Below are 24,663 nucleotides of genomic sequence, written 5' to 3'. Positions count from 1 at the left end.
AACTCATTCCGGTGGTCGGAGCATGTACCCAATTCCGCGGACCGTGTGGATCATCGGTTCCCGGTCGGCGTCGATCTTCTTCCTCAGATACGAAATGTACAGATCAACGATGCTGGTGCGACCGGCGAAGTCGTAGTTCCACACCCGGTCGAGGATCTCGGTGCGGCTCAGGGCGCGACGCGGGTTGCGCATCAGGAACCGGAGCAGTTCGAATTCGGTCGACGACAGCGATATCGGGGTGCCGCCCCGGGTGACCTCTCGACTGGCGGCGTCCAGCTTCAGGTCACCGACCTTCAGCGACTCGTCGGCCGGCGGGGCCAGATGGCTGGAGCGGCGCAGCAACCCGCGCAGCCGGGCGACCAGCTCCTCGAGGCTGAACGGCTTGGTCATGTAGTCGTCGGCGCCGGCGGTCAGGCCGGTGACCCGGTCCATCACCGAGTCGCGCGCGGTGAGGAACAGGGTGGGGGTGTAGGAGTCGGATTCGCGGACCCGTTGCAGGATCTGCAGACCGTCGACGTCGGGCAGCATGATGTCCAGGACCAGCACGTCGGGATTGATCCGGTCGAATTTGGCGATCGCCTCGCGCCCGTTGTGGGCGATCTCGACGTCCCATCCCTCGTAGTGCAACGCCATCTTGACCAGGTTGGTCAGGGCCGGTTCGTCGTCGACCAGCAACACTCGGATGGGCGAGCCGTCGGCACGGTTGATCCGGGGCAGTTGCACCAAAATCGCCTGGCGTGGACGTTGACTGCGCGCGTAACTCGTCATTGACGTCATATTCCCGCATTCTTTCAACCACAAATGCGCTTGTCACGGTGTTCATATATTTCTCAAATGTTCGGCTGCCGGACGCCGGCGGGGGTCGCTTGCCGCAAATACGGCGGAATTTGCTGGGCATCGTGTGACGAGCGGCCAGGTGTGGCCAAAGTCGTTGTGCTTGTGGGGCTTCGGCCATCCGCGCGCCAGAGGCGGGGTGTTGGCGGCGCGGGGGAGGGGCAAGGCGGAACGGCCCCGGCGCACTTCCGGGCGGAACGGCCGTGCTAAACCGCGATGAAGCGGTGGGCAGGCCGGCGGGGCCATCGGCGGGCTCGCGCTACGCGCGGGCACCAGCGGTCAGCGTAGCGGCGTTACGGCCCGCGACCGGCAAAACGGCCGGCGAGTTGGAGGGGGTCTGGCAAAGCAGCGTGGCCGCACACCTGGCGGTGTGCGGCCACGCTTCGTTGAGGCTGGTGTCAGGCCCAGCTGGACCCGACGGCGCTGTCGGTCTGCGCCATGTTGCTGCCGGCGCTCTGCACCTTCTGGCCGTGAGCGTTGGCCTGCTCGTAGATCACCTGGAAGTTGCGACCCAGCTGGGTGATGAACTCCTGGCAAGCCACCGAACCGGCGCCGCCCCAGAAGTCACCGGCAGCCAGCACATCGCGAACGATGGCCTGGTGCTCGGCCTCCAGGTTTGCGGCCTGCGCCCGAATGAGGGCACCGTGGGCGTCGACGTCGCCGAACTGGTAGTTGATCGTCATCGTGGTAGTCCCTTCTAGCTGCTGAGGATCTGCTGGGAGGCCTGCTCTTGCTGCTCGTAGTTGTTGGCGTCCCGGATCAGTCCGTCGCGAACGCCGTGCAGCATGTTGACGATGTTGCGGAAGGCCTGGTTCATCTGGGTCATGGTGTCCATCGAGGTGGCCTCGGCCAGACCACTCCAGCCGGCGCCGGAAATGTTCTGCGAGGACGCCATCATCCGGCGTGCCTCGTCCTCGACGGTCTGCGCGTGGGTTTCGAAACGGCCTGCCATCGCCCGCATCGAGTGCGGGTCGGTCATAAAGCGAGTAGCCACTTGGTTTCTCCTTATCTCGTAATTCTGGGTTCGTACCTGGTCATGGGTCTAGTAACGCCCCGCGGATATTACGGCCACTTGGCGACACTGGGCCCGAAACGGGCGATCTTTTTCGCCGTTAGACGACGACCTGCTTGGGCATGACGATCGGCTTGAAGCCGTACCGCGGCCCGGCGTACGCGCCGGCGCCCTTGGCGGCGGCCGCCATGCCCGGCATGCCGGCCATCATGGCCGGAGTGCCGGCCTCTTCGGCCGCAACGGTCCAGCCGCTGCCCGCCAGCGCGGTTCCGGCGTTCGCCGCCACCGGCGCGGCCGCCGTCTAGCTGGCCGGCACCGACAGGCTGCCCACCAACGAGGCTTCGCCGAGGCTGGCGGCCGCACCGGCCGCTCCGACCTCGGAGGCCAGACCCGCTGCGGCCCCCTCGGCGGCTGCGGGCGCTGCCGCGGCCACCGCGGCAGCCGCGGAAGCGATATTGCCGTCGATGGTGTGCCCGGCGAAGATCGCGTTCGGAATGGCGGCGAACACGAACCACGAGGCCGTCACACCCACCTGCTGGATGCCGTTGAAGATCAGCGGGGTGCCCAGCAGGCCGTCGAGTGCGCTCAGGAGCTCCTGGACTGGCACCGGCAACGATTGGAACAGCCCCTCACCAATGGGTTCGACAGCCGAGGCAAGGTTCGACAACTCGCCCTGCAGGCCGCTGACGATGTCGCCCAGCGATGACGCGGGTGATTCCGCTGCTGCCGCGGCGACGGCGGCGGACTGGATGCCGGCCGCGCCGGGGTTGGTGGTTTGCGTCGCTGGCGTCAGTGGCTCAAGGACAGCTGCGGCGGCTGCGGCGGCCTGGTAGGTGGCCATGGTGACCGCGTCCTGCACCCACATCTCCAGGTACTGGGCTTCGGTGGCCATGATCGCCGGGGTGTTGATGCCCAGGAAGTTGGTCGCGACCAGGGTGGCCAACAAGCTGCGGTTGGCGGCGATCACCTGCGGGGGGAACGACGCCGGCGAAGGCTGCCTCGTAGGCGGCCGCCGACGAGGCAGCCTGGATGCCGGCCTGTTCGGCCGCCGCCGCGGTCTGGGTCAACCACGCCACGTACGGTTGTGCCGCTGCCGCCGCTGACGCCGATCCCGCGCCCGTCCACTGCTCGGTGGTCAACTGGGTGAGGATCGACTCGTACTGGGTCGCGGTGGTGCTCAGCTCGGAGGCCAGGTTGTTCCAGGCGGTGGCCGCGGCCATCAGCGGCCCCGAGCCCGAGCCCGCGTAAATCAGCCCGGAGGTGATTTCGGGGGGTGTAGCGAAGTAAGACATCTTTATCCCGTTCTTGTCGGCGTGATTCGGATTTGTCTGTAGGAGTAGTGGTTCGGCGCTTAGACGCTCACCGGCTTCGGCATCACGATGGGCTTGACGCCGTAGCGCGGCGCGCCGAAACCGGCACTGTTGCGCGCCGCCGACGCCATGCCCGGCATGCCGGGGTAGAACGCTCCGGGGGCGGCGGCGGCCGGTGCAGCGGTGGTCCAGCCGGCGCCGGTGAGGGCGCTGGGGGCGGTGCTGGAAACCAAGGTTCCGGTGGCCCAGCTGGGCGGAACGGAGAGCGAGCCGACCATCGTCGCCTCGCCGAGGCCGGCGGCAACCGGTGCGCCCGCGCCAGAGACCGCGCTGACTGCACCTGCCGCGGCGGCCGGGGCCTCCGAAGCCGCGGCTGCGGCCTCCGCCAGATCTTCGGGGACGCCGTAGCCCTCCGGCATCAGGCCACCACCGGTCAGACCGAGCAGGTTCGACGACGCCGAGGCCCAGTTGCCGATCTCGTAGCTGTTGAAGTTGGAGAGGTTGCCGGACAGGCTGAACGGGTTGGATGTAGGCCCGGCTCCACCCAGCAAGGTGTCGATGGAGTTGATGGCGTCGGTGATTCCCGACAGCGGGCTGCTGCTTGCTCCGGAAGAAGCAGCGGACGACAGCGATGCAGCGGCAGCGTTGGCCGATTCGGACTGCTCGTAGGTACCGCTGCTGAGTCCGAGTGTCTGGGTGAACTGCTCTTGAATGGCCTGAGCCTCGGCGGCCAGCTGCTGGTACAGGGCGCCGTACGCGGTGAAGATGCTCGACTGCAGGATCGACACCTGGTCGGCGGCGGCGGGCGCGATGGCGGTGGTGGGGGCTGCAGCACCTGCGTTCTGCGCCGCGAGTGCACTACCGATCGCTGCCAGCTGGGACGCCGCGGCGGCCAGCTCTGCGGGCACTGCTGTCAGAAATGACATCTATTGCTCCTTGGTGTGTGAAACATGCCGACCCGACGTTGCGGGTCGACCCTGGGTGTTTGCGTAACTGCCCCTGTGCGTTGGCGTAACGCTAACCAGCCCTGGCTCCACAGTCCTTGTCGAAAAGGGCCGGGTGACGGACGTTTACGGCGTCTTAACGCTTGCGCGGGCAGTTTTAACAAGGCCTTGGCGGCCGACATTTTCATGTCATCTGACGCGTGGCGCCCCGACGCGTTCTACTCTCACGCGCGGGTGCGCGGCGCGCGGACCTTACACCAACAGTCGTGTTCGCGCACATCGTGTTTGGAGGGGGATGGGTGCGTGTGACGCCGTTCACGCGCGCTGCATTTTTCGCCTGGGCTCGGTGCCGATTGCTGTCCCTAGTCGGCGTAGGCGCGGCCTGGTGGAACTCAGCCGTGGGTCAGGGCGCGGTTGCGTGCGTCGATGGCTTCCTGGGTGGCGGGGGCCAGGAGCTCGCCTCCCGGCGCCGCCGTAGCTTGACCGCGGACGGCGCGCGGCCGCTGATCGCGTTCGTATTGCTCCCACGCCCGGCTGAGGTCGCCGGGATGTTCGCGCAGGGCTTGCGCGAGGAACCAGGCGCCGGTCAGGGCCAGGCTGGTGCCGCGGCCGGAGAGGGTCGAGGCGCAATGTGCGGCATCGCCGACGAGGACGACGCGACCGCTGTGCCAGCCCGGCATCTTGATCTGACTCTCCGAGTCGAAGTAGAGCCCCGGGTCTTGCAGGGCGGCGTCGACCAATTCGGCGACTCGCCACTCGTCGTGACCGGCGAAGGCGTCGGCGAGGATTCGCTTCTTTGCCGCGAGGTCGTGGTAGTCGTAGTCGATCCAAGGTGAGCGGAACATGAAGAACGCCAGTGCTTTTGCGTTGTAGGACATGATGCCGACGATGTGGCCCGGGAAGTTGTACATCGGGTTTATCCGGTCGCTGGGGTGAGGCCCGGGCAGCGCGGCCATCCCGGTGTAGAAGCCGAGGTGGTGCAGGAACTGCCGTTCGGGTCCGAACGCGAGTTGCCTTACGGCCGAATGCATTCCGTCCGCTCCGACGACGAGGTCGTAACGTTCGAGCGCGCCCGAGGAGAACCGGACGGCGACGCCGGATGCGCCGTCGTCGAGTTCGGCGATGGATTCGCAGAACTGCAATTTCGCCGACGGCCCCAGGCGGGCGCGCAGGAGGGTCAGGAGGTCGTCGCGGGAGATCTCGATGTCATCCGGGCTGTCGTTGATCTCGTCCACCGGCAGTTCCGCCGCCACCGTGCCGTCGCGGTCGACGAATTGGACCCGTTGCGTCATGTCGATCCTGCGTTCGTGGATCTGCTCGAGCAGGCCCATCTTGTCGGCGACGGCGATCGAGTCCCCACGAACGTCGATCGGCGGGGCGTTGACCCCCGAGTGCTCCGCGCGTTCGACGATGGTGACGTCATGGCCGTCGGCACCGAGGTTGACCGCACTGCTCAGGCCCGCGACGCCGGCGCCGACGATGAGAATGCGCATCGGTGAGTCTCCTCGGCGACAGGGTCCGTTGCGTATTCAATACACGGTGCGATCGGCCCTCGGATACGCAATGCCCTTGCTGCGGACGCCAAGCTGCGGCACCCGCAGCTGCTCCGCACGCCGCGCGCACTAACGTCATGGTGTGCGGGCCCCCATAGCCCAATTGGCAGAGGCAGCGGACTTAAAATCCGCCAAGTGTCGGTTCGAGTCCGACTGGGGGCACAGAGTTTGAGCAGGTAGAAGGGTTACGGGGCGGTCGGCGGCGTGCCGGGAGACCAAAAATACCGGTGAAGTACCGGTGGACGTTCGAGGTGCCTGATCGAAGACGCGCTCAGCATCGGCGGTGTAGATCGTGCCGTGCCGGCAATTTCATCGGGCGTTCGGCATTCGGCCAGCGTGCGCGTGCACAACGGTCTGCGCTATGCGGTCGATAACCCGGGGAGCCCGTTCGCCCCGAACAACGTCCCGCCGGCGCCGCCGACCCCGCCTGCGCCGCCGCGTTCGGGATGCCCAGGGACGACGCCGCCGTTGCCGCCGTTGCCGCCGATGCCCAACAGCCCGGCGTTGCCGCCATTGCCGCCATGGGAAGAGGACGGGCTGTTACCAGCTGACGAGTCGCCGCCGGCACCCCCGTTGCCGCCGGAACCGATGAGCAGGCCGCCGTTTCCGCCGTTTCCGCCGTAGAGGCCAACGTCGCGCCCATACCCGGCGGCACCGCCGTCGCCGCCGTCACCCGCCAGCGTGCCGCCGGCCCCCCCAGCACCGCCTGCACCGCCTGCGGCGTAGCCTAACCCGCCGACGCCTCCCGCGCCGCCGACTCCATAGAGGAACCCGCCACCGGCGCCGCCCTTTCCGCCCCATCCGCCGCCGTCCGAGACCCCAGTGCCGCCGCCTCCTCCGGCACCGCCGACGCCTACGAGCGTGCCGCCGATGCCGCCGTTGCCGCCCCAGCCGCCTTCGGAGCCACTGCCGCCGACGCCGCCGGAACCGCCGAAACCGAACAGCCCGGCGTTGCCGCCATTGCCGCCGCCACCGCCGGAGTTGACAAAGGTCCCGGTAGCCGCGCCGACACCGCCGCTCCCGCCGGCGCCGCCGGTCCCGAAGAGTAGCCCGCCGTTGCCCCCACTACCGCCATGTCCGCCGGTTGTGCCGTTCGGGGGGGCCACGTCGCCGTAACCGCCCGCGCCGCCCGCGCCGCCCATGCCGAACAGCCCGGCGGACCCGCCGTTGCCGCCATTCCCGCCTTTATGGTTGAAATCTGTTGAGAGCCCCCCGGCCCCGCCGGCGCCACCAGTGCCGAAGATCAGGCCACCCGCGCCACCCTTTCCGCCCACGCCGGAGATCGCACCGCCCGCGCCGTTGCCGCCGGATCCGCCATTGCCGAACAGGCCTGCGGCCCCGCCGTTGCCGCCGTTGAGGTCGGCCCCGCCACCGGATCCGCCGTTGCCGCCATTGCCGATCAGGATGCCGCCGGGCGCGCCGTCGGCTCCGGTGCCCGGTGCTCCGTTGGCGCCGTTGCCGATCAGCGGGCGTCCCAGGAGCGCCTCGGTGGGCGCGTTGATGACGCCGAGCAGGTCTTGCGCGATGATCTGCAGCGGGTTGCTGTTGGCCGCTTCGACACCGGCATATGCGCTGGCGCCCGCGTTGATGAGTCGGACGAATTCGTTGTGGAATGCTGCCGCTTGTTTGCTGAGTGCTTGGTATGCCTGCCCGTACGCGGCGAAGACCTCGGCGATGGCCCCCGAGACGTCGTCCGCACCGGCGGCCAGTAGGGTGGTTGTCTGGGCCGAGGCGGCCGCGTTTGCTTGGCTGACCGCCGAGCCGATGTTTCCCAGATCCGCTGCGGCGACAGAGAATAGCTCTGGCGTGGCGATCACGGAAGACACGTGTCTACCTCCATGGCCTGCGATTTGGCACGCCGAAGGCGACAAAGCAGTCCAGCGCACCGGATTTCGGTCGGGGTCTTCGCGCATTGTATTTGGCCACCCCCTGCCGTGACTACCCCGCGCTTTCTCGAACCGGCGATTCCAACTTATGAGGTTTGCTCGGCGACGTGGCGCAGCTGACTCGTGCTCAGCACGAGGCCCTTAAGCGCGGAGCGGTGGACGTGGGAGCCCTCGAAGCCGGCCAGCCAAGCTACATCTCGAACCTCCACCCGCCGCCAGTGGTCTGTTGATGCAACGCAAGCTCTTTGCCCTGATCCCAGGTCAGGGTCCGACGCAGTTGCGGTGCAGGAGCACCCAGAGCATCGACGATGCCGTTAGCCATCGCCGCTGCGGTCGGCCGCCCGGTGGGAACATGGACGAGGATCACAAAGCGAGTTACCCGTTCGACCAAAGTGCCGATCGCCGAACGATTTCCAACGCCCATGATGCAATCACCCTCCCAGTGCCCAACCTCGACCCGGTCGGTAACCTCGACGGGCCGATCAGCGATCATCGTCATACCGGTGAGCCAACCACGCCTTTCTAGACCCTGAACCCGGCGTCGCCGGCGCCGCCATTTGGCCGGACGGGTTAAATCGGTTCGCGGGTCATAGATCGCCTGCTAGATCGACTCAGTACACAGATGACGCTCGGGCTGGTCGGGGAAGCGCACCGGCAACTCATGAGCAATCTGTTCGGGACTCCACCGCTTGCCCAACAGATCTGCGACGACACCATGGAGCTGATCGTCATGTGCTACACGGCGTGTCCGCGACCGCCGGGACTGCCGCTCGAGCGCAATTCGCTCCGCCGTTGCGGGCAAGTAGCGGCCCCGATCGTCAGCGTTACGGCGCAGCTCCCGAGACACAGTCGAGGCCGCCCTGCCCACCTCCTCGGCGATAGCGCGCACACCGACTCCCGCGCGGTTTAGATCAGCAATCGTCGACCTCTCAGCCAACGAAAGATACCGCGGATGCCGGGGCTTGGGAGCGGTGAGCCTCACCGGTGGATAGTGCACCGACCGCTGACAGCATTGCGCATCGTGCGCCCATAACGCCAGCGTGTCCCTGTTCTGCGGTCGATTCCGACAATCCGGCAGGCCTCGGAGTTACCCAACCCTTGCGCGATCAGCCGACCGAACCACTGCTACTCCTCCACCAGCATTCCGCCACTTGGGCGTCCACGCGGCCGGGTCTTCCGCTCTGCTGCCACCGCAACCTCCGAATAGCCTCGGTGTTGCGACGTTCACTGGAATCCGCCCGACCAAAGTGGGGCCAAGTCAGGTGACCACACCCATGGCCTCGAAGAGGGGCCGCATGCTCACCGAGGGGGAGAAACAACAGCTCGGTGATGATCTGCTGCTTGAGGACTCACGAGCCCACGACGACCAGCGCGGCGCGTATCGCGCTGAGCAATAGAGCCGGCGACCGCGTGCGGCCCGTGGTCGCCGAAGAGGTCTACCGGGCGCTACTGATCCTGCAACGCCAAGGCGCAGTACGCCGCGTCCATGACCAGCCGGGCCGGTTGGCGCACTGGGAGCTGACGCACAACGCCCGGCCACCAGCAGAGCGGGGACAACGGCAATGAGCACCCGCACCCGCGCCGGTGAGCGTAGGACGGCCACACCCACCGCTGTTGCGGGAGAGGCCATGTGGATCGCCGCAGTCGACGCCCTGGTGGTCGTGGTGTTGACGCTGGTGTTCAGCTGCATCGCCGCGGGTGAGAACAAACTGACGACGTGGCCGATGCCCTCGGGTCTGGTCTTTGCGCCGGCCGGTGTGCCCAGCTGTGTTGTCGAGGCAGGGATTTCGATCAACAGGGAGGGATGTCGTGGACGATAAAACAGGGACGCCGGCCGACGTTTGCACTGGCGTGGGCCTGGACGCTGAGGCAGACACCATCAAGCCAGACAACTACATCGCGACCGTCGAAGCCGAAGCGCTCCAACTGACCTCTGCGTCCGCGGCGTCCATCGTCGCATGGCTGGGACTTGCTGACCGATGCTGTTTTCCGGCCGGGGTCAATCCGATCACCGGCGCCGAAAAGCCGGGCTATCTTCTGATTCCGACACCGGTCGGTGACGTGCGCGCAGATCTGGGCGACTACGTCGTGCTGCTTTCGGGCGGCGCGGCGTGGCCCTGCAAGCCCGAGATATTCACTGCGGCCTATCGGCGGCAACCATGACCTCCCCACCGCACACCGGCGCGCCTGTGGAGGCTACGGCTCATCTGCCACTGCTGCTGATCGGACTGCGGTGGCTGCTTGACACCGAACAACCAGCCGCAGCGCTCATCTGCCCGCACGGACAGACGATGAGCTCTGTAGGCAACCGCAGACTGAGGTTCGCTCCGGAAGGGTTCGATGGCCGCCCGGCAGTGGTCATCGAGGTCGACGACGCTGACGGCAATCCGGCCGCAATCCCCGTAACACGGTGACTGATAACGAGATTGACGATTTAACGTTTGTCCTCAGCGATTGCGGCGAACATGTCACCAAAGCATGGCGCAACGACGCGAATCGCACTGCCGCCCTAGACTAGCGCTCGTCGCCAGCGCGCCGTTGTCGTTGCTGGCCGCTGCGGCGCGGTATCGGCAGGGCTGCCCAACCCACGGCGGCGTTACGCCGTGGTGTTGCAGCTGGTACCGCACCGGAACGCAGCGCGCCATCAGCATCCGCGATGTGCACCGCGCGGCGGTGCAGCGCACGCCGGTCGACGTGGCTCACGGTGAGTCAGACTTCGCCGACGCGTCGAGGATCGCGCGCCTCCCCGTGCACCCGCCTCGACCGTGGCGTTCGAGGTGCAGCGCCGACACCCGCGCGGGAGGGCGCGCCCAATGGTGGTGTGCTCGGACCGATGTGTAGTGCGACGCAACGGAATACGATGAACGACGCACGCAGGTTCCCCTGGCTGAGCGGCTTGATCGCCGCCACCGTGATAGCTCTGTGGCTGCTGTACGCTGTGCTGCACGGCGTGGTGACGATGAGCGTGGGTGTGGGCGTCGACGGGTGAGACCCGTCGTGATGCTGATCCCTGAGACCTACCGGCTTGGGCAGTCCGTCAAGGGTTGAGGGTGTCGTCGGCAAGTGCGTCGGGTGCGATCGCAGGGCCTCGATCACTGCGGCTGCGCACAGTTCGTAGCTCAGAGACGTGGGTGGTGCCGCCGATAACTGTGGAGTTGTTGAACAGGGGGTCAGCGGCATGGCATCAGAAGAGGCAACGGAGAAGCTAGCGAGGCTACGCGTGAGGGAGGGCTCCTTGGAAACCAGATAGCTGAGAACGGCGCGTACTGGAAGAACGGACGCGGACCAACCGCGTCCATCTGATCCTGAGTGGGAGTTCTAGTCAGGGAACTTCGTGAAGCTGGCAAACATTCAAAGACACTTCTGACCAAACTCAAGCAATCTCGCCGTCGACGTCGTACGGTACGCAAGGCTGGGGAGCAGCGCTCCCCCTTACAAATTTCAAACAAGTCGGGGGTCTGCGGATGTCGTTCGTTGGTGTCGTACCGGCAGTAGTGGGCATCTCAGCGTCCCAAGTCGCCGACATCGGCACGGCGGTCAATCAGGCCCGGGCGCTGGCAGCTATTCCCACGACGGAAATCGCAGCGGCGGCGCAGGATGAGGTCTCCGCGGCCATCGCATCGCTGTTTGCCGGACACGGCCAGCAGTACCAATTCCTCAGTCAGCAGGTAGCTGCGCTGCAAAGTGACTTCGCGCAAGTCCTCCATAGTTCGGCAGGCGTCTACGCCGCAGCGGAGGCGTCCAATGCTTCCCTGGTCGACGCGGTGACGCAGAATTTGATCAGCGCTATCAACACGCCCGCCGAACTCCTACTTGGCCATCCATTGATTAAGACCGGACCAACTGGTGCGGCCAAGCCGCAAGCTGCACAAGCAAGCGCGGCGGTCAATGGCAGCGATACCAATAGCACCAACTCCGGCACCCAGACCTCGACGTCGACGGGCCAAACACCGACCCTCGCTTCTGCTACGACCGGTCAATCGGGCACGACTTCGGGCACGGGATCGACCGGTGGATCAGCCGCTGCCGGTTCGGGCACGGGTGGTGCTGCTGCCGGCTCTTCCACGACGTCAGCGACCCAGAACCCCGTGGTAGCCACCGTCCCTGTCGACGGGGCAACTGAAGGGATCGTCGCCAGTCCGAACGGGCGTTACGTGTACGTCGCCAATTATGACGCTGGCACCGTTTCGGTAATCGACACGACAACGAAAGCCGTCACTGCCACTCTCCCTGTCGGGATTAATCCGAGGGAAATCATCGTGTCCCCGGATGGCAGCCATGTTTACGTCTCCGGCGCGGTCATCAGCGACTCACCTGGTTATCAGCCAACAGGAGTCGTAAGCATCAACACCGCGACCAATGCGGTCGGGTCGCCGGCAATGACAAATTATACAGTCGATCCGGTGATGGCGATCACGCCCGATGGTAATCATCTTTACCTGATGGAAGACACAAATAACAATGTCCTAGTGCTGAATACCGCCACCAATACGTTCGCACCGAATCCGATTCTCGCTAATTCACCCTTTGACATGGTGATGACGCCCGACGGCAAAAGCCTCTACGTAAGTACGCGAAACTACGGTGAACTTACGGTGATCAATACCGCGACTGATACGGCGTCCGGGATAGGGCTGGGTCCGGGCTACACCGAGCCAAGTTATTTGGCGATGAGCCCTGACGGAGCACATGTCTACGTTGAGACCGCTAGTTCGGCCTTCGGTATAACCACTATCGATACCGCGACCAACGCCGTCGTCGGTACCCCAGCACCTATCTCTAATGCCTACAACGGGTTTGCGACGCTGACCATCAGCCCGGACGGGCACTACATCTATGTGCCAGACCCGAATCTCGGCACCGTCACTGTGTTCGACACCGCAACTAATAGTGCTGGAACTCCTATCACTATCGGTGACGGGAACTTCGCGAGCGTGAGCCGTTGGGGGACGACCGTCAGCTCAGACGGACACTATGTCTTCATACCCGGCCCTGGCGGCATCAATGTGCTGGATACTGCCACTAATGCTCTTGCAAGCCCCATCCCTGTCGACTGGGGGCAAACCGGTTTGGCAGGTGGCGGCGGTCCACACCTCGGAGTAACAATGCCAAACGGGTTGATTTATCTCAGCGAGGGCTTAGGCACTAACCACATCGCTGTGATCGATCCAGCAGTGGTTTCATCGAATTCTTCTACGGGTGGCACTGGCGGCACTACCCCGCCACCCACGACCAATCCCAGCCCGACACCGCCTAATATCTTGACCTTAACCGAACAACTATTCGTAGACGGACGACACTTTCTCGAATCCCAAATTGGGACGCGGCTGTCACTACTTACCAACATTCTTTCGCCCTATAGCGGAGATGTTCAGTCCCTGATAAACAGCCTCGGCATCGCATTTGATCCCTCGCTCAGCCCGGCAGACAAAATTGTCGCAGCCACCCACGGCCTTACTGATGTCCTGGGCGGCGTTGTCAAAAACGTCGCGGATCATTCCGCAGTCGGATACCTAACAGGCGTGGCTATCCAGCAGACCGGTGATGTGGCCAACCTGGTGGCTCAAAACGTCCAGAACGGCAACTTCACCGTTCAGACGTTCACCAATACAGTGGACTACACGGTTCATCATCCGGCAGAGGCAATTAGAGCCGCTGAGGATGCAGTAGCCAATTATGTTCCCAAACTTATCTCAAATTTACTGCCCAAGCCAAAGTGACCAGACACCATCCTATAATTAAACTCTCGCCTGGCAGTTCCTAGGATGGTTAATACTGCCAAAGATTGGATCGCACGGTACAATTGAACAAATTAGCAGCTCTGACTCCAGGAGACGCGTCATGTCTGTACGTCGATGTAAACAGTTTCCTTCTGCGTATGTCACTCTTCCTTCTCTAATGGCATTACTTGTCGCGTGCGGAGGAGAAACACCGGCACAAACTGGCAACGCAAGCGGCGCCAACCCCAGCTCCCAGCAGGCAGCGTCAGGCGGCTATATGTCGGGTGGCAACGGGCATCAGTTTCCAACGATACAATTATGGAGATAATGTGCTGAGCGGCAAAACATTTCAAAACGGAACTAATCACTGCGTGGGGTCAGATCCGACGAAATTCGTAGGATGGAGCGCGGCGGTTTCTCCCAACGTTCGACACCGAAAATTGCTTGCAGTGCCTGTACGAGGGCATCGCAGCGCTCGGCAATCCACTTGGGAGACTCTCCCTCTGCAACCCAGATGGCGCGAAGTAAAGCCTTGGCCGCCCACACCGGCCTCACCGGCGATTGCTGGGTCATATCTTCGGAGTGTAAAGGACCCTTATCTCAGACAGCCCGTTGAAGTTGAACAGGTCGCGTAGCGCCGCAGCGCCATATGGATCCGAAACATGCCATTCCAGTATCGCGCCGTCGGGGAGGGCATCCAGCCCAGGTAGGCCAAGTTTGCGCCGCACCATCTGTTTAGCTGCACCTAGCCGACCATGTGGTTGAACTAGACAATTGAAATACTAGAGCGATTCGCCAATGTCGGGAAGTAACGCGATATCCTCTGGTTGTCCATCGCGGAACAGCGCGGCAAGTTCACGCACACGTCGTTTCGCCCATGCAGGATCGAGGCGACTCAAGATCTGGTACTCGTACCTGAAGCGTTCTGCGCGGTCCCCGATCCGTTTAGCGGCTTGGCTTGTGACAATGTCCTCGCAGTACCAATAGAGAACATCGTCTAGCCCGCCAACGCGGTCGAAGCTGAGTTGGCCTCGGTCAAAGAAAGCGAAGTGGAAGTTACCGTCGTCAGCAACGAAGAGATTTAGGCCGTCGTTGGTACGGAGTCCTACAGGCATGGATCTGACGCTGAGCTCGGCTGAAAGTCGGTCAATTTCGGATTGCAGAACTTCGGTGTTATCGCCCGAGTGGAGGCCCATAATTTTCGATTATTCCCCCGTCTAAGTTCCCTTACATTCACCCGGGTACCTTCGGGTCCCACAATCAAGTATTGGGTTGTGCCTGCTTGCGGCGTCTGGCCGAACCAGGGTTCTATCGGGCCTTGGACGAAGTGCCAGCCTGGGGGCAGCGGTTTTCCGGTGATCACATATCGGTTTGTAGTCGGCGCCGACCGATTCTGGCGGCGCGCGGTCGGCGTACGGGGTTCCGTCGGGGGCGAGGTAGCGACCCCACTCGGAGCCGGAGCGGTCGATGATCATCCCCTCGGGCAAATGCACCGGCTGGGTTCGAGTCCGACTGGGCGCACCGCATTTGTCCATCTCAGAGGCGATTCGTTGCTGACGCGGCGCCGCGCCGCCGTTGTCCGCAGTCCATGCGCGGCGCGGCTCACCCGGCGCAAAGCCCCTGGGCTTGCCAAACTCTGGATGCGCGGGTGCCTGGCGTCGCGATGAGTTCTCACCTCCGATGCAGTCTTTCCTGCATGGGCAAACTCATCTATGGCTTCAACGTGTCGGTGGACGGGTACATCGCCGACGCACAGGGCAGCATCGACTGGTCCGCACCTTGCGATGAACTGCACCAGTACTGGAACGACTTCGAGCGGGACACCGCCCTGTCCTGCTACGGGCGGCGGCTCTACGAACTGATGTCCGCGTACTGGCCGACCGCCGACGAGGCGCCCGACGCCGGCCCGCTGATCGTCGACTTCGCCCATATCTGGCGCGAGATGCCCAAGGTCGTCTTCTCGAGGACCCTGCAATCCGTCGGCTGGAACTCCCGCCTGGAACGCGGGAACCCGGTCGAGGTGGTGAGGAAGCTGAAAGCCGAAACCGACGGCACGCTCGAGGTGGCCGGCGCGACGCTGGCCGCACCGATCGTGCAGGCCGGACTGGTGGACGAGTACCGCATCGTGGTCGCGCCCACTGCGGTGGGCGGCGGCACCCCGTTCTTTCCGACGCTGCCGTCCTGGATCTCGCTGCGACTGTTGGAGAACCGCACCTTCCCGGGCGGCGCGGTCCTGTTGCGCTACGAGGCCAAGCACGACTGATCGGACACCCGGCGGCAAGGTGAGTCGCGGATGCGCCCGCGAGGCACGTCGAGCCAAACCCAGCGACCGTTGGACGGCGGCTTGAGAAACATTCACCAGGCTTCCCGCTCAGTCCAGCCCCCAAAATCGTTGCCGTGCATTCAGTTTGCGATCTCTGGAGAGGCGTCGTGGGCCGCGGACCCACTTTCTAGAAATGCAGAATTGCTACGTTGTTGTCCTCGTTCGACTCGGCGATGCGATGTTTCGGATCGACGGCGAGCCCCAACCAAAAGTTCCTTGCCTCCTGGCCGCTCTCGCCGTGCACGCGAAGTGAGATGCTCTTGATCTGCCCAGGCTGCAGCGGCTTGATTGACCCGCAGTCCATCCTTGTCGAGCCGTCGCTACCGCCACGCACCGGACTTGAGCAGTACCAACCCTGGCCCGCGGTGGGCTGCAGTTCCAGCAGCCCCAGGCCGCGCCCGAGATCCATATGCAGGTCGATGTCGATCCCATTGGAAGCGGTAGGGCCGTCGCCATTGTTCTTGACCACAACTGTGATCGTTGCCGTCTCGCCGATACGGATGTTGCCGGCATATGGCACCCCAGAAACCAGGTCGGGAAGGGAGGCCGGAGGTGTCGCCCTCGCCTCAGCCGGTGCGAAGAATGAGGTGAATAGTCCGACGGTCAGCGCAGCCGTAACGGCTGCGCTCGGATTGCGACGCGCTGAGGTGTCATGGGTCGTGCTCATGAAAGTTCTCTCTCGGGTAATTGCCCGGGCTGGTTTCCGGGACGTAGAACGAGACGGTGCTATCAGCGCCTTGATAAATTCTTGGCACGCGGCGCCAGCATCAATGCGGCCGCTGCGTCCGGGTCTTAGGAAGGTTCCGCCGGTGGAAGATGGTCGGCCGGATAGGCGAATTCGCCAGCAGCACTTCTCAACAGCCATGCGCGAATTGTCGGCTGTATAATGTGGTTGAGTGCTGCGCCAGGCTTCGATCGCACTCCCGGTGCCGACACAAATCAGTGTTGACATGGTCAATCCGCCGCGTCGTAAACTATCGCAACGCGCGTCATAGGATTTTCGAAAACGTTGTTCCTTTCCAGGCCAGTGGATCAAGACTCGGCTTCCGAGAGGCCGAACCGGAGTTGACATGAGGAAGGTGCGTCGGCGAGTTCAGCCCATCGCCTGTAATCGGCGTATTTGATTCAACGCTAACGGGAGTCGAAAAATGAAAGCCAAACTTTTCCGCCACGGCACTGTGATATTGGGTTGTGTTGCAGCGTTTTTGCTGTCCGCTCCGGTTGCAAGCGCCGATCCGCCGGACCCCCATCAACCCGACATGACGAAAGGGTTCTGCCCGGGTGGTCGTTGGGGCTGGGGCAACCTCGCCGTGTGCGACGGCGAGAGATACCCGGATGGGTCGTATTGGCACCAGTGGATGAAAACCTGGATGGTCGGTCCGCAGTTCTACTACGACTGCGTCAGCGGCGACGAACCTATGCCCGGTCCGGCACCCCCCGGCGGCTGTAACGGGGCGATTCCACCCGAAGGGCCGGCCCCCGCAAACTGACCTCGGCGGGCGCTGACGCAGGCTCACTCGGCGTCGCGGTGGGTGGCTACCGCCCCGGTGGGGCCACCCGGTACACGGCGCCGGCGTCGTCGTCGGTGACGTACACCGCCCCGTCGGATCCGACGACGGCGGCGACCGGACGGCCCCATCGGCTCCCGTCACCGCCCTGGAAACCGCCGACGAGCGTTTGTTGATCGCCGAGACTGCCGCTGCGCCAAGGAAAGAACGACACCTCGGGGGCGCGCGGCGGCTGCCGGTTCCAGGAGCCGTGGACACCGACCAGCGCACCGTCGGCATAGGGCTGCGGCAACACACCCGTGGTGAAGGAAAGCCCCAACGGCGCCGAATGCGCGCCCATGCTCTGCTCCACCGGTGGCAACGCACTGCAGTCCAGCTGGGATCCGTCCTTATTGGTCGTCATATCGCGCACGAACCTGAGATTCGCGGGCCCGCCGTCGGGATTGCAGTAGGGCCAACCCAATTCGCGTCCCGGCGTCAGGCGTGCCAGCGACTCGGGCGGATGATCGTTGACGTACTCGGTTCGGACATTGCCGTCCGGGTCGGGTGCGTTGTCGCGGTTGTTGACCGCGGTCCACGGCGAGCCGTCGGGGGCGACGGCGAGGCCGGTTCCGTTACGCACACCCGTCGCGAAGGGCGCGGCCGGGCCGCCGCCGGGCGCAATCCGCATGATCGTCGCCCGCGGCGGATTCGCGGTGCGGTCCTGCGGTGAGATGTTGGCCGTCGAACCGATCGAGAAGTAGACCGCGCCGTCGGGTCCTACGGCCACGCTTTTCAGCGCGTGGGCGTAGGCGCCGTGCAGATCCGGGCTGCGTGCGTCGGGCAGGCCGGCAGCGATGGTGCGCTGGTTGACCGCCGCGCCGTTGACGTAGTCGTACGCATCGATCTGGTCGCTTTCGGCAACATAGAGCGTCGAACCCGCGAACGTCATGCCGTGCGGTTGGTCCAGACCGGCGAGCAGTGTCGATTGTTCCGGCGCCGCACCGGGTTTGGGTGTCAGCTTGACGATCTGCCCACCGGCCGGAGTCGATACCAGCAGGGCGCCGTCGGGTGTCCACACCGCCAGACGCGCCTTGGGAATTCGCGCCCACACCGCGATCGTCCAGCCGTGGGGGATGAGCGCCTGGCGGGGTTGGTCGAACGGCGCCTGCGCCAGGTCAGCGGCAACGCTCACGTTGGCGGGCACCAATGCACCCGACGCCGCTGCCGGCGACGCAGGCCCGGGGGAGGCCGCTTCGGGACGCGAGTCGGTCGAGCATCTGGCGAGCAGCAGGACGGCGACGAGCACCGCGGTCAGGGATTTACTAGCCGGTGAGATGGGCATGCATCATCGCAGACATGGTCATGCTCTTACGCATACCCGGTGTGGCCGTGCTGAATCCGTAACAGCCAAGAGCCAAGAGGTGTCACCCAGGCTGCTGGACGTCCATCTCGACCAGCACCCGTCGCAGCAGCTTCCCGGTCGCATTCCGCGGCAGCTCTTCGATGAACACCACGTCGCGCGGCACCTTGTGGCGGGCCAGGTTGTCCTTCACATACTGCTTGATCTCGGCGCCATCCAGGGAAGCGCCCGGCTCGGCAACGATGAACGCGCGCAACCGTTTTCCGAACTCGACGTCGTCGACACCCACCACCGCGACCTCGGCGACGTCGGGCCGCTCCTCGAGCAGGTTCTCCACTTCCTGCGGGAAGACGTTCTCCCCGCCGGAGACGATCATGTCGTCGTCGCGGCCGTCGACGAACAGCAGCCCGTTCTCGTCGAAGTGCCCCATGTCGCCGCTGGACATGTAGCCGTCGATGATCTGCTTGTGGCGGCCGTCGGTGTACCCGGCGAACGGCGCGCCGTTGCGCACGAAGATCCGCCCGCGACGGTTCGGGCCCTCGATGCGCTTGCCCTGGTCGTCGTAGAGCACCACCTCGCACGTCAGCGGGGCGCGGCCGGCGGTGCCCGGGGCGGCGCGCAGCTCGGCCGGGGTGGCGACGCTGGCGATCGCGCACTCGGTGGAGCCGTACATGTTGTAGAGCACGTCGCCGAACGTGTCCTGCACCCGATTGGACAGCTCCGGGCTCAGCGCCGACCCGGCGATCAGGATCACCTGCAACGAGGACGTGTCGTACTTGCCGATCACGTCGGGTGGGAGCTCGACCATCCGGTGCAGCATGGTCGGGACCGCGACCAGCATGTCGGCCCGGTGCTCGGCGATGAGCTGCAGGGTGCCCTCCGCCTTGAATCTCCGCGCGGTCACCACCTTGTTGCCCAACGCGGCGCCGACGGTGTAGGTGGCCCACCCGGTGCTGTGGAAGATCGGCGAAACGATCACCATGGTTCCCTTGCGCGGGAACGGAATTCGATCGATGATCTGGGCGGTCGCCAGCGGCGACACCGTGTCGCGCGGCGCGCCCTTGGGCAGCCCGGTGGTACCGCTGGTCAGGATGACCGATCCGCCCGACTTGCTCGGCGGCGGCAACGGCTCGGTGGGGTGCGCCGCGACGATGCCGTCGAGAGTGTGCGCCTCCTCGGGCACCTCGGCGTCGTCGTCCACCCAGATCAACACCCGCGGCAGCTCGGCGGGCAGCGCGTCGAGCAGGCCGAGGAACTCGCTGTCGTGCAGCACCACCTTGACGTGCTCGCGCTCACAGACCTGCGCGAACTGCGGCTTGGCGAAACCGGTGTTCATCAGCACCAGGCGCGCACCCACCTTGCCGCACGCGGCCATCGCGATGACCAGGCCGCGGTGATCGCGGCACAGCAACCCGACAACCGAGCCCGCGGAAACGCCGAACGACTGCAGTCCGTGCGCCAGCGCCCACGACTGGTCGTCGACCTGCTTGTACGTCAACGTGCCGCGTTCGTCGACGATCGCCGGCAGATCCGCATAGCGGCGCCCGCCCAGGATCGTCATCGTGGCCTGCGGCCCGTAGACCCGGGACAGCTTGCCGGCCTGCACCGTCGAATTCAGGTCCCGCAGGTCGATGATGCCGGTGTCGGCGAGTCGTTTGACCGCACGCCCGGCCTCGCTAACTTGCTGCAGTTTCTGCGCAATGGTGGTCAGTGCGTTGGCCATGGACACTCCTCGGCGACATGTTTGCGGTGTGAACGCTAGCAGTGCCGCCCGCGCCGCTACGACATCTGGCCCGCCAATACACTGACCCTTCGTGGGCATGCTCTTTGGCTTTGCGCCGTGGATCGTCTATTGGGTTCTGGTCGGTAACGTCCCGTTCGCCACGGCGGTGTCGATCGCGCTGCTGATGGCCGTCTGCGTGTTCGCGGTGGGACGGGCCGGCGGCAAGCCCGCGCAATCGCTCGAAATCGGTGGTGTCGCAACGTTTGCGGTGCTGGCGGTGCTGGCGTTCTCGGCCAGCGACGCCTTCCTGGCCCGCTGGATCGAACCGCTGAGTAACGCCGGGATTTTCCTGGTCACGCTGGTCGGTGTGCTGATCGGTAAACCGTTCGTGCGTGAGTACGCCGCCGCCGAGCAGCCCGCCGACGTGGTCAGCACCGAACTCTTCCGCCGTACCACCAGCATCCTGACCTGGGTGTGGGTGGCCGCATTCGGCGGTATGACGGTCGCGTCGGCGATTCCGCCGATTCTGCAGGGCAACGCGACGCTGTTGGACACCAAGACCCCGACCTCGTTCGTCTTCTACTGGGTGATCCCGTTCGCCCTGCTGGGCGTGGCCGCGCTGATGTCGCGCTACCTGCCGGAGCGGATGCTGGCCGGCATCGACGACGTGGCCCGGGAAACGTCCTTCGTGGCCTACGACGAGGCCACCATCGACGAGCTCTACTACCTGGCCCAGGAACACGCCAACCGGGAGGTCGGCCCGGGCAAAGAGGCCTACAACGTCAAGGTCGGCGGCATGGGCACCCCGCTGACCGGCGACGAGTCCCGCAAGTCGTGGCCGTCGACCTACAAGGTGCGGGACAAGAAGCGGTAGCCGCAGTACACCGAGGCGTCAACTTCGATTGCTAAGCAAGGCAAATGGCACATACTGCGCGAACTCTGACGGTCCTGGCCACCGTGCTCGTCACGGTGTCGGCCTGCGCGTCCAGCGCGGCGCCGTCGCCTTCGGCGCCCGCCGGCAACGCACAGTTCCATGCCGCCGGCCCGCTGAGCATCTCGCCACGCCAGCTGCTGGCGGCCACCGGGGGCGTCACACCGGTGGCGTTCGGCAAGCCCCAGCACGGCAAGATCAGCTACGGCGACAACGGGGCCATCATCTACACCCCCGATTCCGGGTTCTCCGGTAACGACGACTTCAGCGTCACCACCAGTCGCGCGGTCAAGGTCTACGCCGAGGACCAGTTGCCGCTGGCCACCATGGCCGGGGTGACGATCAAAGCCGCCGCCCACGGCTCGGCCATCGCCGCCGTACCGGGCAGCGCCGACGAGATCTACGGCCTCACCGACCGCGGACCCAACGTCGACGGCCGCAGCCCCGGCGAGAAAGTGCTGCCACTGCCCGACTTCCATCCGCAGATCGCCAAATTCAAGCTCGCCGACGGCGTCGCGACCGTGCAGCAGACCGTCCTGCTCTACGCCACCGACGGCGTCCCGATGGTGGGGCTGGTGGACCCGCACGCCACCACCGGGGAGTCGCTGGTCGACCTCGACGGCACGCCGCTGCCGCCGTCGGAGTACGGCGTGGACCCCGAGGGCCTGGTGGCCACCCGCGACGGCACCTTCTGGGTGTCCGACGAATACGGCCCCTACATCATCCATTTCGACGCCAACGGCAAAGAGCTGGAACGGCTTTCGCCATTCGACGCAACGCTGCCCCGGGAACTTTCGCTGCGTACGCCCAACCAGGGCCTGGAAGGCCTGACCATGACCCCGGACGGCAACACACTGGTGGCGATCATGCAGTCGGCCCTGCAGACGCCCGGACTGCAGGGCCCGGCCAAATCGGTCCCGGTGACCCGCATCGTGACCGTCAACCTGACCGACCGCAGTATCGTGCACGAATACCTCTACCCGCTGGCCAACCCGCAGCAGACGCGCGTCGGGGTCTCGGAGATCACCGCCCTGAGCGCCACCCAGTTCCTGGTCGACGAGAGCGACACCAAGTTCGCGCCGAACGCCGACAAGAAGATCTACCAGATCGACATCGCCGGGGCCACCGACGTCGGCCCGCTGTCGACACTGCCCGGCGCCGTGTATCAGGCCGACGCCGGCGGGCTACTGATCAACCGGGCGCCGATCGAGACGATGGTCGGCGTCAGCACCGACAGCGACGCCGTCGGCAAACTCAAGGCGGCCGGAATCTCGGTCGTCACAAAGCAACTCAAGCTCGACCTGGGCGGCTTGGTGCGCTCGCTGTCGCCCGCCGGGGACTTCTTCGGTCACAACAAGGTCGAAGGCCTGATCACCCCCGACGGCGGGAACACGCTGATCATCGCCAACGACAGCGACTTCGGGCTGGCCGGCCTGGCGTCGGACACCCCGCCGTTTCGGCTCAAACCCAAGACGCTGCCCAACGGCGCCCAGGACAGCGGGGAGTTCCTGGTCGTGGACACCACCAAGCTGCCCGCCACGACCGAACAGGTCAAGATCTCGGTCAGGGTCGGCTGACCCGGCGCGCGACCGCGGACCCCGCGCGAGTGGCAAGCTGGACCGGTGAGCGACATCAGCCCCGACGCCATCCGCGCCGAAACCGTCACCATCACCGGGCACGGCGGCGACGAGATCGAAGCCTACCGCGCCATGCCGCTGGCCGGCGGACCACGCGGCGGCATCGTCTGGATCCACCACATGCCCGGATATGACCGGGAGACAAAAGAATTCGTTCGCAGGCTGGCGGTCAGCGGGTTCCACACCATAGCGCCGAACCTGTATTCGCGCGAAGCTCCCGGTGCCGCGCCCGACGACGCGGCCGCGGCCGCCCGAGCGGCCGGCGGCGTGCCCGACGACCGGTTGGTCGGCGACGTTGCCGGCGCCGTCGAACATCTGCGTGAATTGCCGGGCGCCAACGGCAAATTCGGTGTCATCGGGCACTGCTCGGGTGGCCGGCACGCCTTTCTCGCGGCCTGTTCGCTGCCGCTGCACGCCGCGGTGGACTGTTACGGCGCCTTCATCGTGGAGGACGCACCGGAGGGCATGCCCAAGACGATGAAACCCATTCTCGGGCTGGCCGCCAACCTGAGTGCCCCGCTGCTCGGCCTGTTCGGCGCGCAGGACCGTTTCCCGGCGCCCGACGGGGTGGCCGCGCTGGACGCCGAGCTGACGCGGCTGGGCAAGCCGCACGAATTCCACACCTATGAGGGGGCCGGCCACAGTTTCTTCTCCGTCGACCGTCCGGCCTACCGCCCGGAGGCCGCGGTCGACGGTTGGCGCCGCATCGACGAATTCTTCGCCACCCACCTGAAAGGCTAGGTCTGCCAGGCAATGTGCACTTATCTCACCGAACATGTCCAGATCGACGGCAGCGGCAAAGGCGCCACTGGATGGTTCGGCGCCAGCCGGGCCACGGTGTACGTCGACCATCCCGTACACGCGCCCTACGGCCACACCGTCAACATCGACGTGCTCAACCCGGACCTGGGCCCGTCGGCCCGGGTCGCCCTGGAACTCACCGAGGAAAGCGCGCTGGCCCTGGCCGAGGCGATCCACAAGGCGATCGGTCATGCGCCCGTCGGGCTGGCCTCCCGGGATCAGTAGCCACCAGATGCGTGACTACCCCGAAAGTGCCGCTGCGCGTGGGCGAATCGAGTCGGCACCGCGCCGGGTGCGCGGCTTTCTCGGCCATGATTTGGTGTTCGACACCACCGCGGCGCGCTACGTGTGGGAGCTGCCGTACTACCCGCAGTACTACATCCCGCTGGCCGACGTGCATACCGAATTCCTGCACGACGAGAACCATCCGCAGCGCGTGCAATTGGGCCCTTCGCGGCTGCACACCCTGACCGGCGGCGGCCAGAGCCACCCGTCGGCGGCGCGGGTGTTCGACGAGGGCAGCGACAGCCCGGTCGCGGGCCTGGTGCGATTCGACTGGGCTCCGCTGCGCTGGTTGGAGGAGGACGAGCAGATCTACGGGCACCCCCGCAACCCGTACGCACGGGTCGACGCGCTGCGCTCGCACCGTCACGTCCGGGTCGAGTTGGACGGCATCCTGCTCGCCGACACCCGCTGCCCGGTGCTGCTGTTCGAGACCGGACTGCCCACCAGGTATTACCTCGATCCGGCGGATGTCTTCTTCGAGCACCTGGAACCGTCGTCCAGTCAGACGCTGTGTCCCTACAAGGGGGTGACGTCGGGCTACTGGTCGGTGCGAACGGGCCGGGCGGTGCAACCCGATCTGGCCTGGACCTACCACTATCCGCTGCCCGCAGTGGCCCCGATCGCGGGATTGGTGGCCTTCTACAACGAGAAACTGGACCTGACCGTCGACGGCGTGCGGTTGCCGCGGCCACGTACGCAGTTCAGCTGAGCAGGCGATTCGGGAATAATCGACTCGACTCGCCTATTGGGGACTGTGATGTGCGCCTCGTTTTCACGCATGAAATTAAGATTTTCTTAAATTGATGCCGTGGGCGGCTTAACGGGGCGTAAATTAGCCACGATTGCGCTATGGG

The 24,663-nt window shown here is 65.2% G+C and carries 23 protein-coding genes, 1 tRNA gene and 2 pseudogenes; 13 read left to right on the top strand and 13 right to left on the bottom strand.

Annotated elements, in window-relative coordinates:
• Nucleotides 1–3 precede the first annotated feature (3 nt).
• The 6 genes and pseudogenes from L6444_RS24365 to L6444_RS24340 form a co-directional block, all read right to left on the bottom strand.
• The gene (locus tag L6444_RS24365; protein WP_236977726.1) at nucleotides 4–777 is read right to left on the bottom strand and encodes a response regulator transcription factor; all 774 of its coding nucleotides are present in this window, start codon (nucleotides 775–777) and stop codon (nucleotides 4–6) included.
• Nucleotides 778–1,232: 455 nt separating this feature from the next.
• Nucleotides 1,233–1,517: a WXG100 family type VII secretion target gene (locus L6444_RS24360; RefSeq protein ID WP_083111340.1), complete on the bottom strand. Its 285-nt coding sequence runs from the start codon at nucleotides 1,515–1,517 to the stop codon at nucleotides 1,233–1,235.
• 14 nt (nucleotides 1,518–1,531) lie between these two features.
• A complete protein-coding gene (locus tag L6444_RS24355) occupies nucleotides 1,532–1,828 on the bottom strand; it encodes a WXG100 family type VII secretion target (RefSeq protein ID WP_180913534.1) in 297 nt (98 codons plus the stop codon).
• A gap of 118 nt (nucleotides 1,829–1,946) precedes the next feature.
• Nucleotides 1,947–3,138: pseudogene (locus L6444_RS24350) on the bottom strand (PPE family protein).
• Nucleotides 3,139–3,197: 59 nt separating this feature from the next.
• Nucleotides 3,198–4,082, bottom strand: a complete 885-nt coding sequence (locus L6444_RS24345) for a PPE family protein, SVP subgroup (protein WP_236977725.1) — start codon at nucleotides 4,080–4,082, stop codon at nucleotides 3,198–3,200.
• Between the two features lie 410 nt (nucleotides 4,083–4,492).
• Nucleotides 4,493–5,593 carry an FAD-dependent monooxygenase gene (locus L6444_RS24340; RefSeq protein ID WP_236977724.1) on the bottom strand — a complete coding sequence of 367 codons (1,101 nt, stop codon included), beginning with the start codon at nucleotides 5,591–5,593 and terminating at the stop codon, nucleotides 4,493–4,495.
• Nucleotides 5,594–5,741: 148 nt separating this feature from the next.
• Between L6444_RS24340 and L6444_RS24335 the strand changes: the two genes are divergently transcribed.
• Nucleotides 5,742–5,815: transfer RNA gene (locus tag L6444_RS24335), tRNA-Leu, on the top strand.
• A gap of 197 nt (nucleotides 5,816–6,012) precedes the next feature.
• On the opposite strand, the gene L6444_RS24330 is transcribed toward L6444_RS24335, so the two are convergent.
• A complete protein-coding gene (locus L6444_RS24330; protein ID WP_236977723.1) occupies nucleotides 6,013–7,479 on the bottom strand; it encodes a PE family protein in 1,467 nt (488 codons plus the stop codon).
• Nucleotides 7,480–7,756: 277 nt separating this feature from the next.
• Nucleotides 7,757–8,649, bottom strand: a pseudogene (locus L6444_RS31275) (IS30 family transposase); the annotation flags it as partial.
• Nucleotides 8,650–8,880: 231 nt separating this feature from the next.
• Between L6444_RS31275 and L6444_RS24320 the strand changes: the two are divergent.
• The 5 genes from L6444_RS24320 (at nucleotide 8,881) to L6444_RS24305 (ending at nucleotide 13,259) form a co-directional block, all read left to right on the top strand.
• On the top strand, nucleotides 8,881–9,105 hold the full coding sequence (locus tag L6444_RS24320) for a hypothetical protein (RefSeq protein WP_236977722.1): 225 nt from the start codon (nucleotides 8,881–8,883) through the stop codon (nucleotides 9,103–9,105).
• Complete coding sequence (locus tag L6444_RS24315; protein WP_236977721.1) at nucleotides 9,102–9,359, top strand: hypothetical protein; 258 nt, start codon at nucleotides 9,102–9,104, stop codon at nucleotides 9,357–9,359. The genes L6444_RS24320 and L6444_RS24315 overlap by 4 nt, the downstream gene beginning before the upstream one ends.
• A 31-nt stretch (nucleotides 9,360–9,390) precedes the next feature.
• Nucleotides 9,391–9,702 carry a hypothetical protein gene (locus tag L6444_RS24310; protein ID WP_236977720.1) on the top strand — a complete coding sequence of 104 codons (312 nt, stop codon included), beginning with the start codon at nucleotides 9,391–9,393 and terminating at the stop codon, nucleotides 9,700–9,702.
• A gap of 697 nt (nucleotides 9,703–10,399) precedes the next feature.
• Entirely contained in the window at nucleotides 10,400–10,528 is a 129-nt protein-coding gene (locus L6444_RS30280; RefSeq protein ID WP_255730954.1) for a hypothetical protein, read from the top strand.
• Between the two features lie 475 nt (nucleotides 10,529–11,003).
• Entirely contained in the window at nucleotides 11,004–13,259 is a 2,256-nt protein-coding gene (locus tag L6444_RS24305) for a PE domain-containing protein (protein WP_236977718.1), read from the top strand.
• 782 nt (nucleotides 13,260–14,041) lie between these two features.
• Here the strand turns inward: L6444_RS24305 and L6444_RS24300 are convergent.
• Both L6444_RS24300 and L6444_RS24295 read right to left on the bottom strand, forming a co-directional pair.
• Nucleotides 14,042–14,374, bottom strand: a complete 333-nt coding sequence (locus L6444_RS24300) for an immunity 63 family protein (protein ID WP_236984393.1) — start codon at nucleotides 14,372–14,374, stop codon at nucleotides 14,042–14,044.
• Nucleotides 14,375–14,476: 102 nt separating this feature from the next.
• Nucleotides 14,477–14,734 (bottom strand): hypothetical protein, encoded by a 258-nt coding sequence (locus tag L6444_RS24295; RefSeq protein ID WP_370653005.1) that lies wholly within the window; start codon nucleotides 14,732–14,734, stop codon nucleotides 14,477–14,479.
• A gap of 221 nt (nucleotides 14,735–14,955) precedes the next feature.
• On the opposite strand from L6444_RS24295, the gene L6444_RS24290 reads away from it, so the two are divergent.
• Nucleotides 14,956–15,522 (top strand): dihydrofolate reductase family protein, encoded by a 567-nt coding sequence (locus L6444_RS24290; RefSeq protein ID WP_236977717.1) that lies wholly within the window; start codon nucleotides 14,956–14,958, stop codon nucleotides 15,520–15,522.
• A gap of 187 nt (nucleotides 15,523–15,709) precedes the next feature.
• Here the strand turns inward: L6444_RS24290 and L6444_RS24285 are convergent, their stop codons facing one another.
• Nucleotides 15,710–16,102 (bottom strand): hypothetical protein, encoded by a 393-nt coding sequence (locus tag L6444_RS24285; RefSeq protein ID WP_236977716.1) that lies wholly within the window; start codon nucleotides 16,100–16,102, stop codon nucleotides 15,710–15,712.
• Nucleotides 16,103–16,730: 628 nt separating this feature from the next.
• Here L6444_RS24285 and L6444_RS24280 point away from each other — a divergent pair.
• On the top strand, nucleotides 16,731–17,072 hold the full coding sequence (locus tag L6444_RS24280) for a hypothetical protein (RefSeq protein WP_236977715.1): 342 nt from the start codon (nucleotides 16,731–16,733) through the stop codon (nucleotides 17,070–17,072).
• Between the two features lie 46 nt (nucleotides 17,073–17,118).
• On the opposite strand, the gene L6444_RS24275 is transcribed toward L6444_RS24280, so the two are convergent.
• Complete coding sequence (locus L6444_RS24275; RefSeq protein ID WP_236977714.1) at nucleotides 17,119–18,414, bottom strand: PQQ-dependent sugar dehydrogenase; 1,296 nt, start codon at nucleotides 18,412–18,414, stop codon at nucleotides 17,119–17,121.
• Between the two features lie 82 nt (nucleotides 18,415–18,496).
• Nucleotides 18,497–20,155 carry an acyl-CoA synthetase gene (locus tag L6444_RS24270; protein ID WP_236977713.1) on the bottom strand — a complete coding sequence of 553 codons (1,659 nt, stop codon included), beginning with the start codon at nucleotides 20,153–20,155 and terminating at the stop codon, nucleotides 18,497–18,499.
• A 91-nt stretch (nucleotides 20,156–20,246) separates the two neighbouring features.
• On the opposite strand from L6444_RS24270, the gene L6444_RS24265 reads away from it, so the two are divergent.
• From L6444_RS24265 to L6444_RS24245, 5 genes are read left to right on the top strand one after another with little or no spacing between them, the layout of a single operon-like run.
• The gene (locus tag L6444_RS24265) at nucleotides 20,247–21,029 is read left to right on the top strand and encodes a DUF3159 domain-containing protein (protein WP_236977712.1); all 783 of its coding nucleotides are present in this window, start codon (nucleotides 20,247–20,249) and stop codon (nucleotides 21,027–21,029) included.
• Between the two features lie 44 nt (nucleotides 21,030–21,073).
• On the top strand, nucleotides 21,074–22,663 hold the full coding sequence (locus tag L6444_RS24260) for an esterase-like activity of phytase family protein (RefSeq protein ID WP_236977711.1): 1,590 nt from the start codon (nucleotides 21,074–21,076) through the stop codon (nucleotides 22,661–22,663).
• Nucleotides 22,664–22,708: 45 nt separating this feature from the next.
• Nucleotides 22,709–23,464, top strand: coding sequence for a dienelactone hydrolase family protein (locus L6444_RS24255; RefSeq protein ID WP_236977710.1), 756 nt, complete (start codon nucleotides 22,709–22,711; stop codon nucleotides 23,462–23,464).
• A gap of 12 nt (nucleotides 23,465–23,476) precedes the next feature.
• On the top strand, nucleotides 23,477–23,749 hold the full coding sequence (locus tag L6444_RS24250) for a DUF6295 family protein (protein ID WP_236977709.1): 273 nt from the start codon (nucleotides 23,477–23,479) through the stop codon (nucleotides 23,747–23,749).
• Between the two features lie 7 nt (nucleotides 23,750–23,756).
• Complete coding sequence (locus L6444_RS24245; protein WP_236977708.1) at nucleotides 23,757–24,518, top strand: DUF427 domain-containing protein; 762 nt, start codon at nucleotides 23,757–23,759, stop codon at nucleotides 24,516–24,518.
• Nucleotides 24,519–24,663 lie beyond the last annotated feature (145 nt).

The organism is Mycobacterium kiyosense (assembly GCA_021654635.1).
GTDB classification, from domain to species: Bacteria; Actinomycetota; Actinomycetes; order Mycobacteriales; family Mycobacteriaceae; genus Mycobacterium; species Mycobacterium kiyosense.
The sequence above is the reverse complement of the archived record's forward strand: the minus strand, read 5'-3'. Positions and strand labels throughout refer to the sequence as shown.

What these genes read in the sequence shown, in the direction of transcription:
- L6444_RS24365 (WP_236977726.1), bottom strand. Translation starts at nt 777, where the DNA reads ATGACGTCAATGACGAGTTACGCGCGCAGTCAACGTCCACGCCAGGCG.
- L6444_RS24360 (WP_083111340.1), bottom strand. Translation starts at nt 1,517, where the DNA reads ATGACGATCAACTACCAGTTCGGCGACGTCGACGCCCACGGTGCCCTC.
- L6444_RS24345 (WP_236977725.1), bottom strand. Translation starts at nt 4,082, where the DNA reads ATGTCATTTCTGACAGCAGTGCCCGCAGAGCTGGCCGCCGCGGCGTCC.
- L6444_RS24340 (WP_236977724.1), bottom strand. Translation starts at nt 5,593, where the DNA reads ATGCGCATTCTCATCGTCGGCGCCGGCGTCGCGGGCCTGAGCAGTGCG.
- L6444_RS24315 (WP_236977721.1), top strand. Translation starts at nt 9,102, where the DNA reads ATGAGCACCCGCACCCGCGCCGGTGAGCGTAGGACGGCCACACCCACC.
- L6444_RS30280 (WP_255730954.1), top strand. Translation starts at nt 10,400, where the DNA reads ATGAACGACGCACGCAGGTTCCCCTGGCTGAGCGGCTTGATCGCCGCC.
- L6444_RS24305 (WP_236977718.1), top strand. Translation starts at nt 11,004, where the DNA reads ATGTCGTTCGTTGGTGTCGTACCGGCAGTAGTGGGCATCTCAGCGTCC.
- L6444_RS24300 (WP_236984393.1), bottom strand. Translation starts at nt 14,374, where the DNA reads ATGCCTGTAGGACTCCGTACCAACGACGGCCTAAATCTCTTCGTTGCT.
- L6444_RS24295 (WP_370653005.1), bottom strand. Translation starts at nt 14,734, where the DNA reads ATGATCATCGACCGCTCCGGCTCCGAGTGGGGTCGCTACCTCGCCCCC.
- L6444_RS24290 (WP_236977717.1), top strand. Translation starts at nt 14,956, where the DNA reads ATGGGCAAACTCATCTATGGCTTCAACGTGTCGGTGGACGGGTACATC.
- L6444_RS24280 (WP_236977715.1), top strand. Translation starts at nt 16,731, where the DNA reads ATGAAAGCCAAACTTTTCCGCCACGGCACTGTGATATTGGGTTGTGTT.
- L6444_RS24275 (WP_236977714.1), bottom strand. Translation starts at nt 18,414, where the DNA reads ATGCCCATCTCACCGGCTAGTAAATCCCTGACCGCGGTGCTCGTCGCC.
- L6444_RS24270 (WP_236977713.1), bottom strand. Translation starts at nt 20,155, where the DNA reads ATGGCCAACGCACTGACCACCATTGCGCAGAAACTGCAGCAAGTTAGC.
- L6444_RS24260 (WP_236977711.1), top strand. Translation starts at nt 21,074, where the DNA reads ATGGCACATACTGCGCGAACTCTGACGGTCCTGGCCACCGTGCTCGTC.
- L6444_RS24250 (WP_236977709.1), top strand. Translation starts at nt 23,477, where the DNA reads ATGTGCACTTATCTCACCGAACATGTCCAGATCGACGGCAGCGGCAAA.
- L6444_RS24245 (WP_236977708.1), top strand. Translation starts at nt 23,757, where the DNA reads ATGCGTGACTACCCCGAAAGTGCCGCTGCGCGTGGGCGAATCGAGTCG.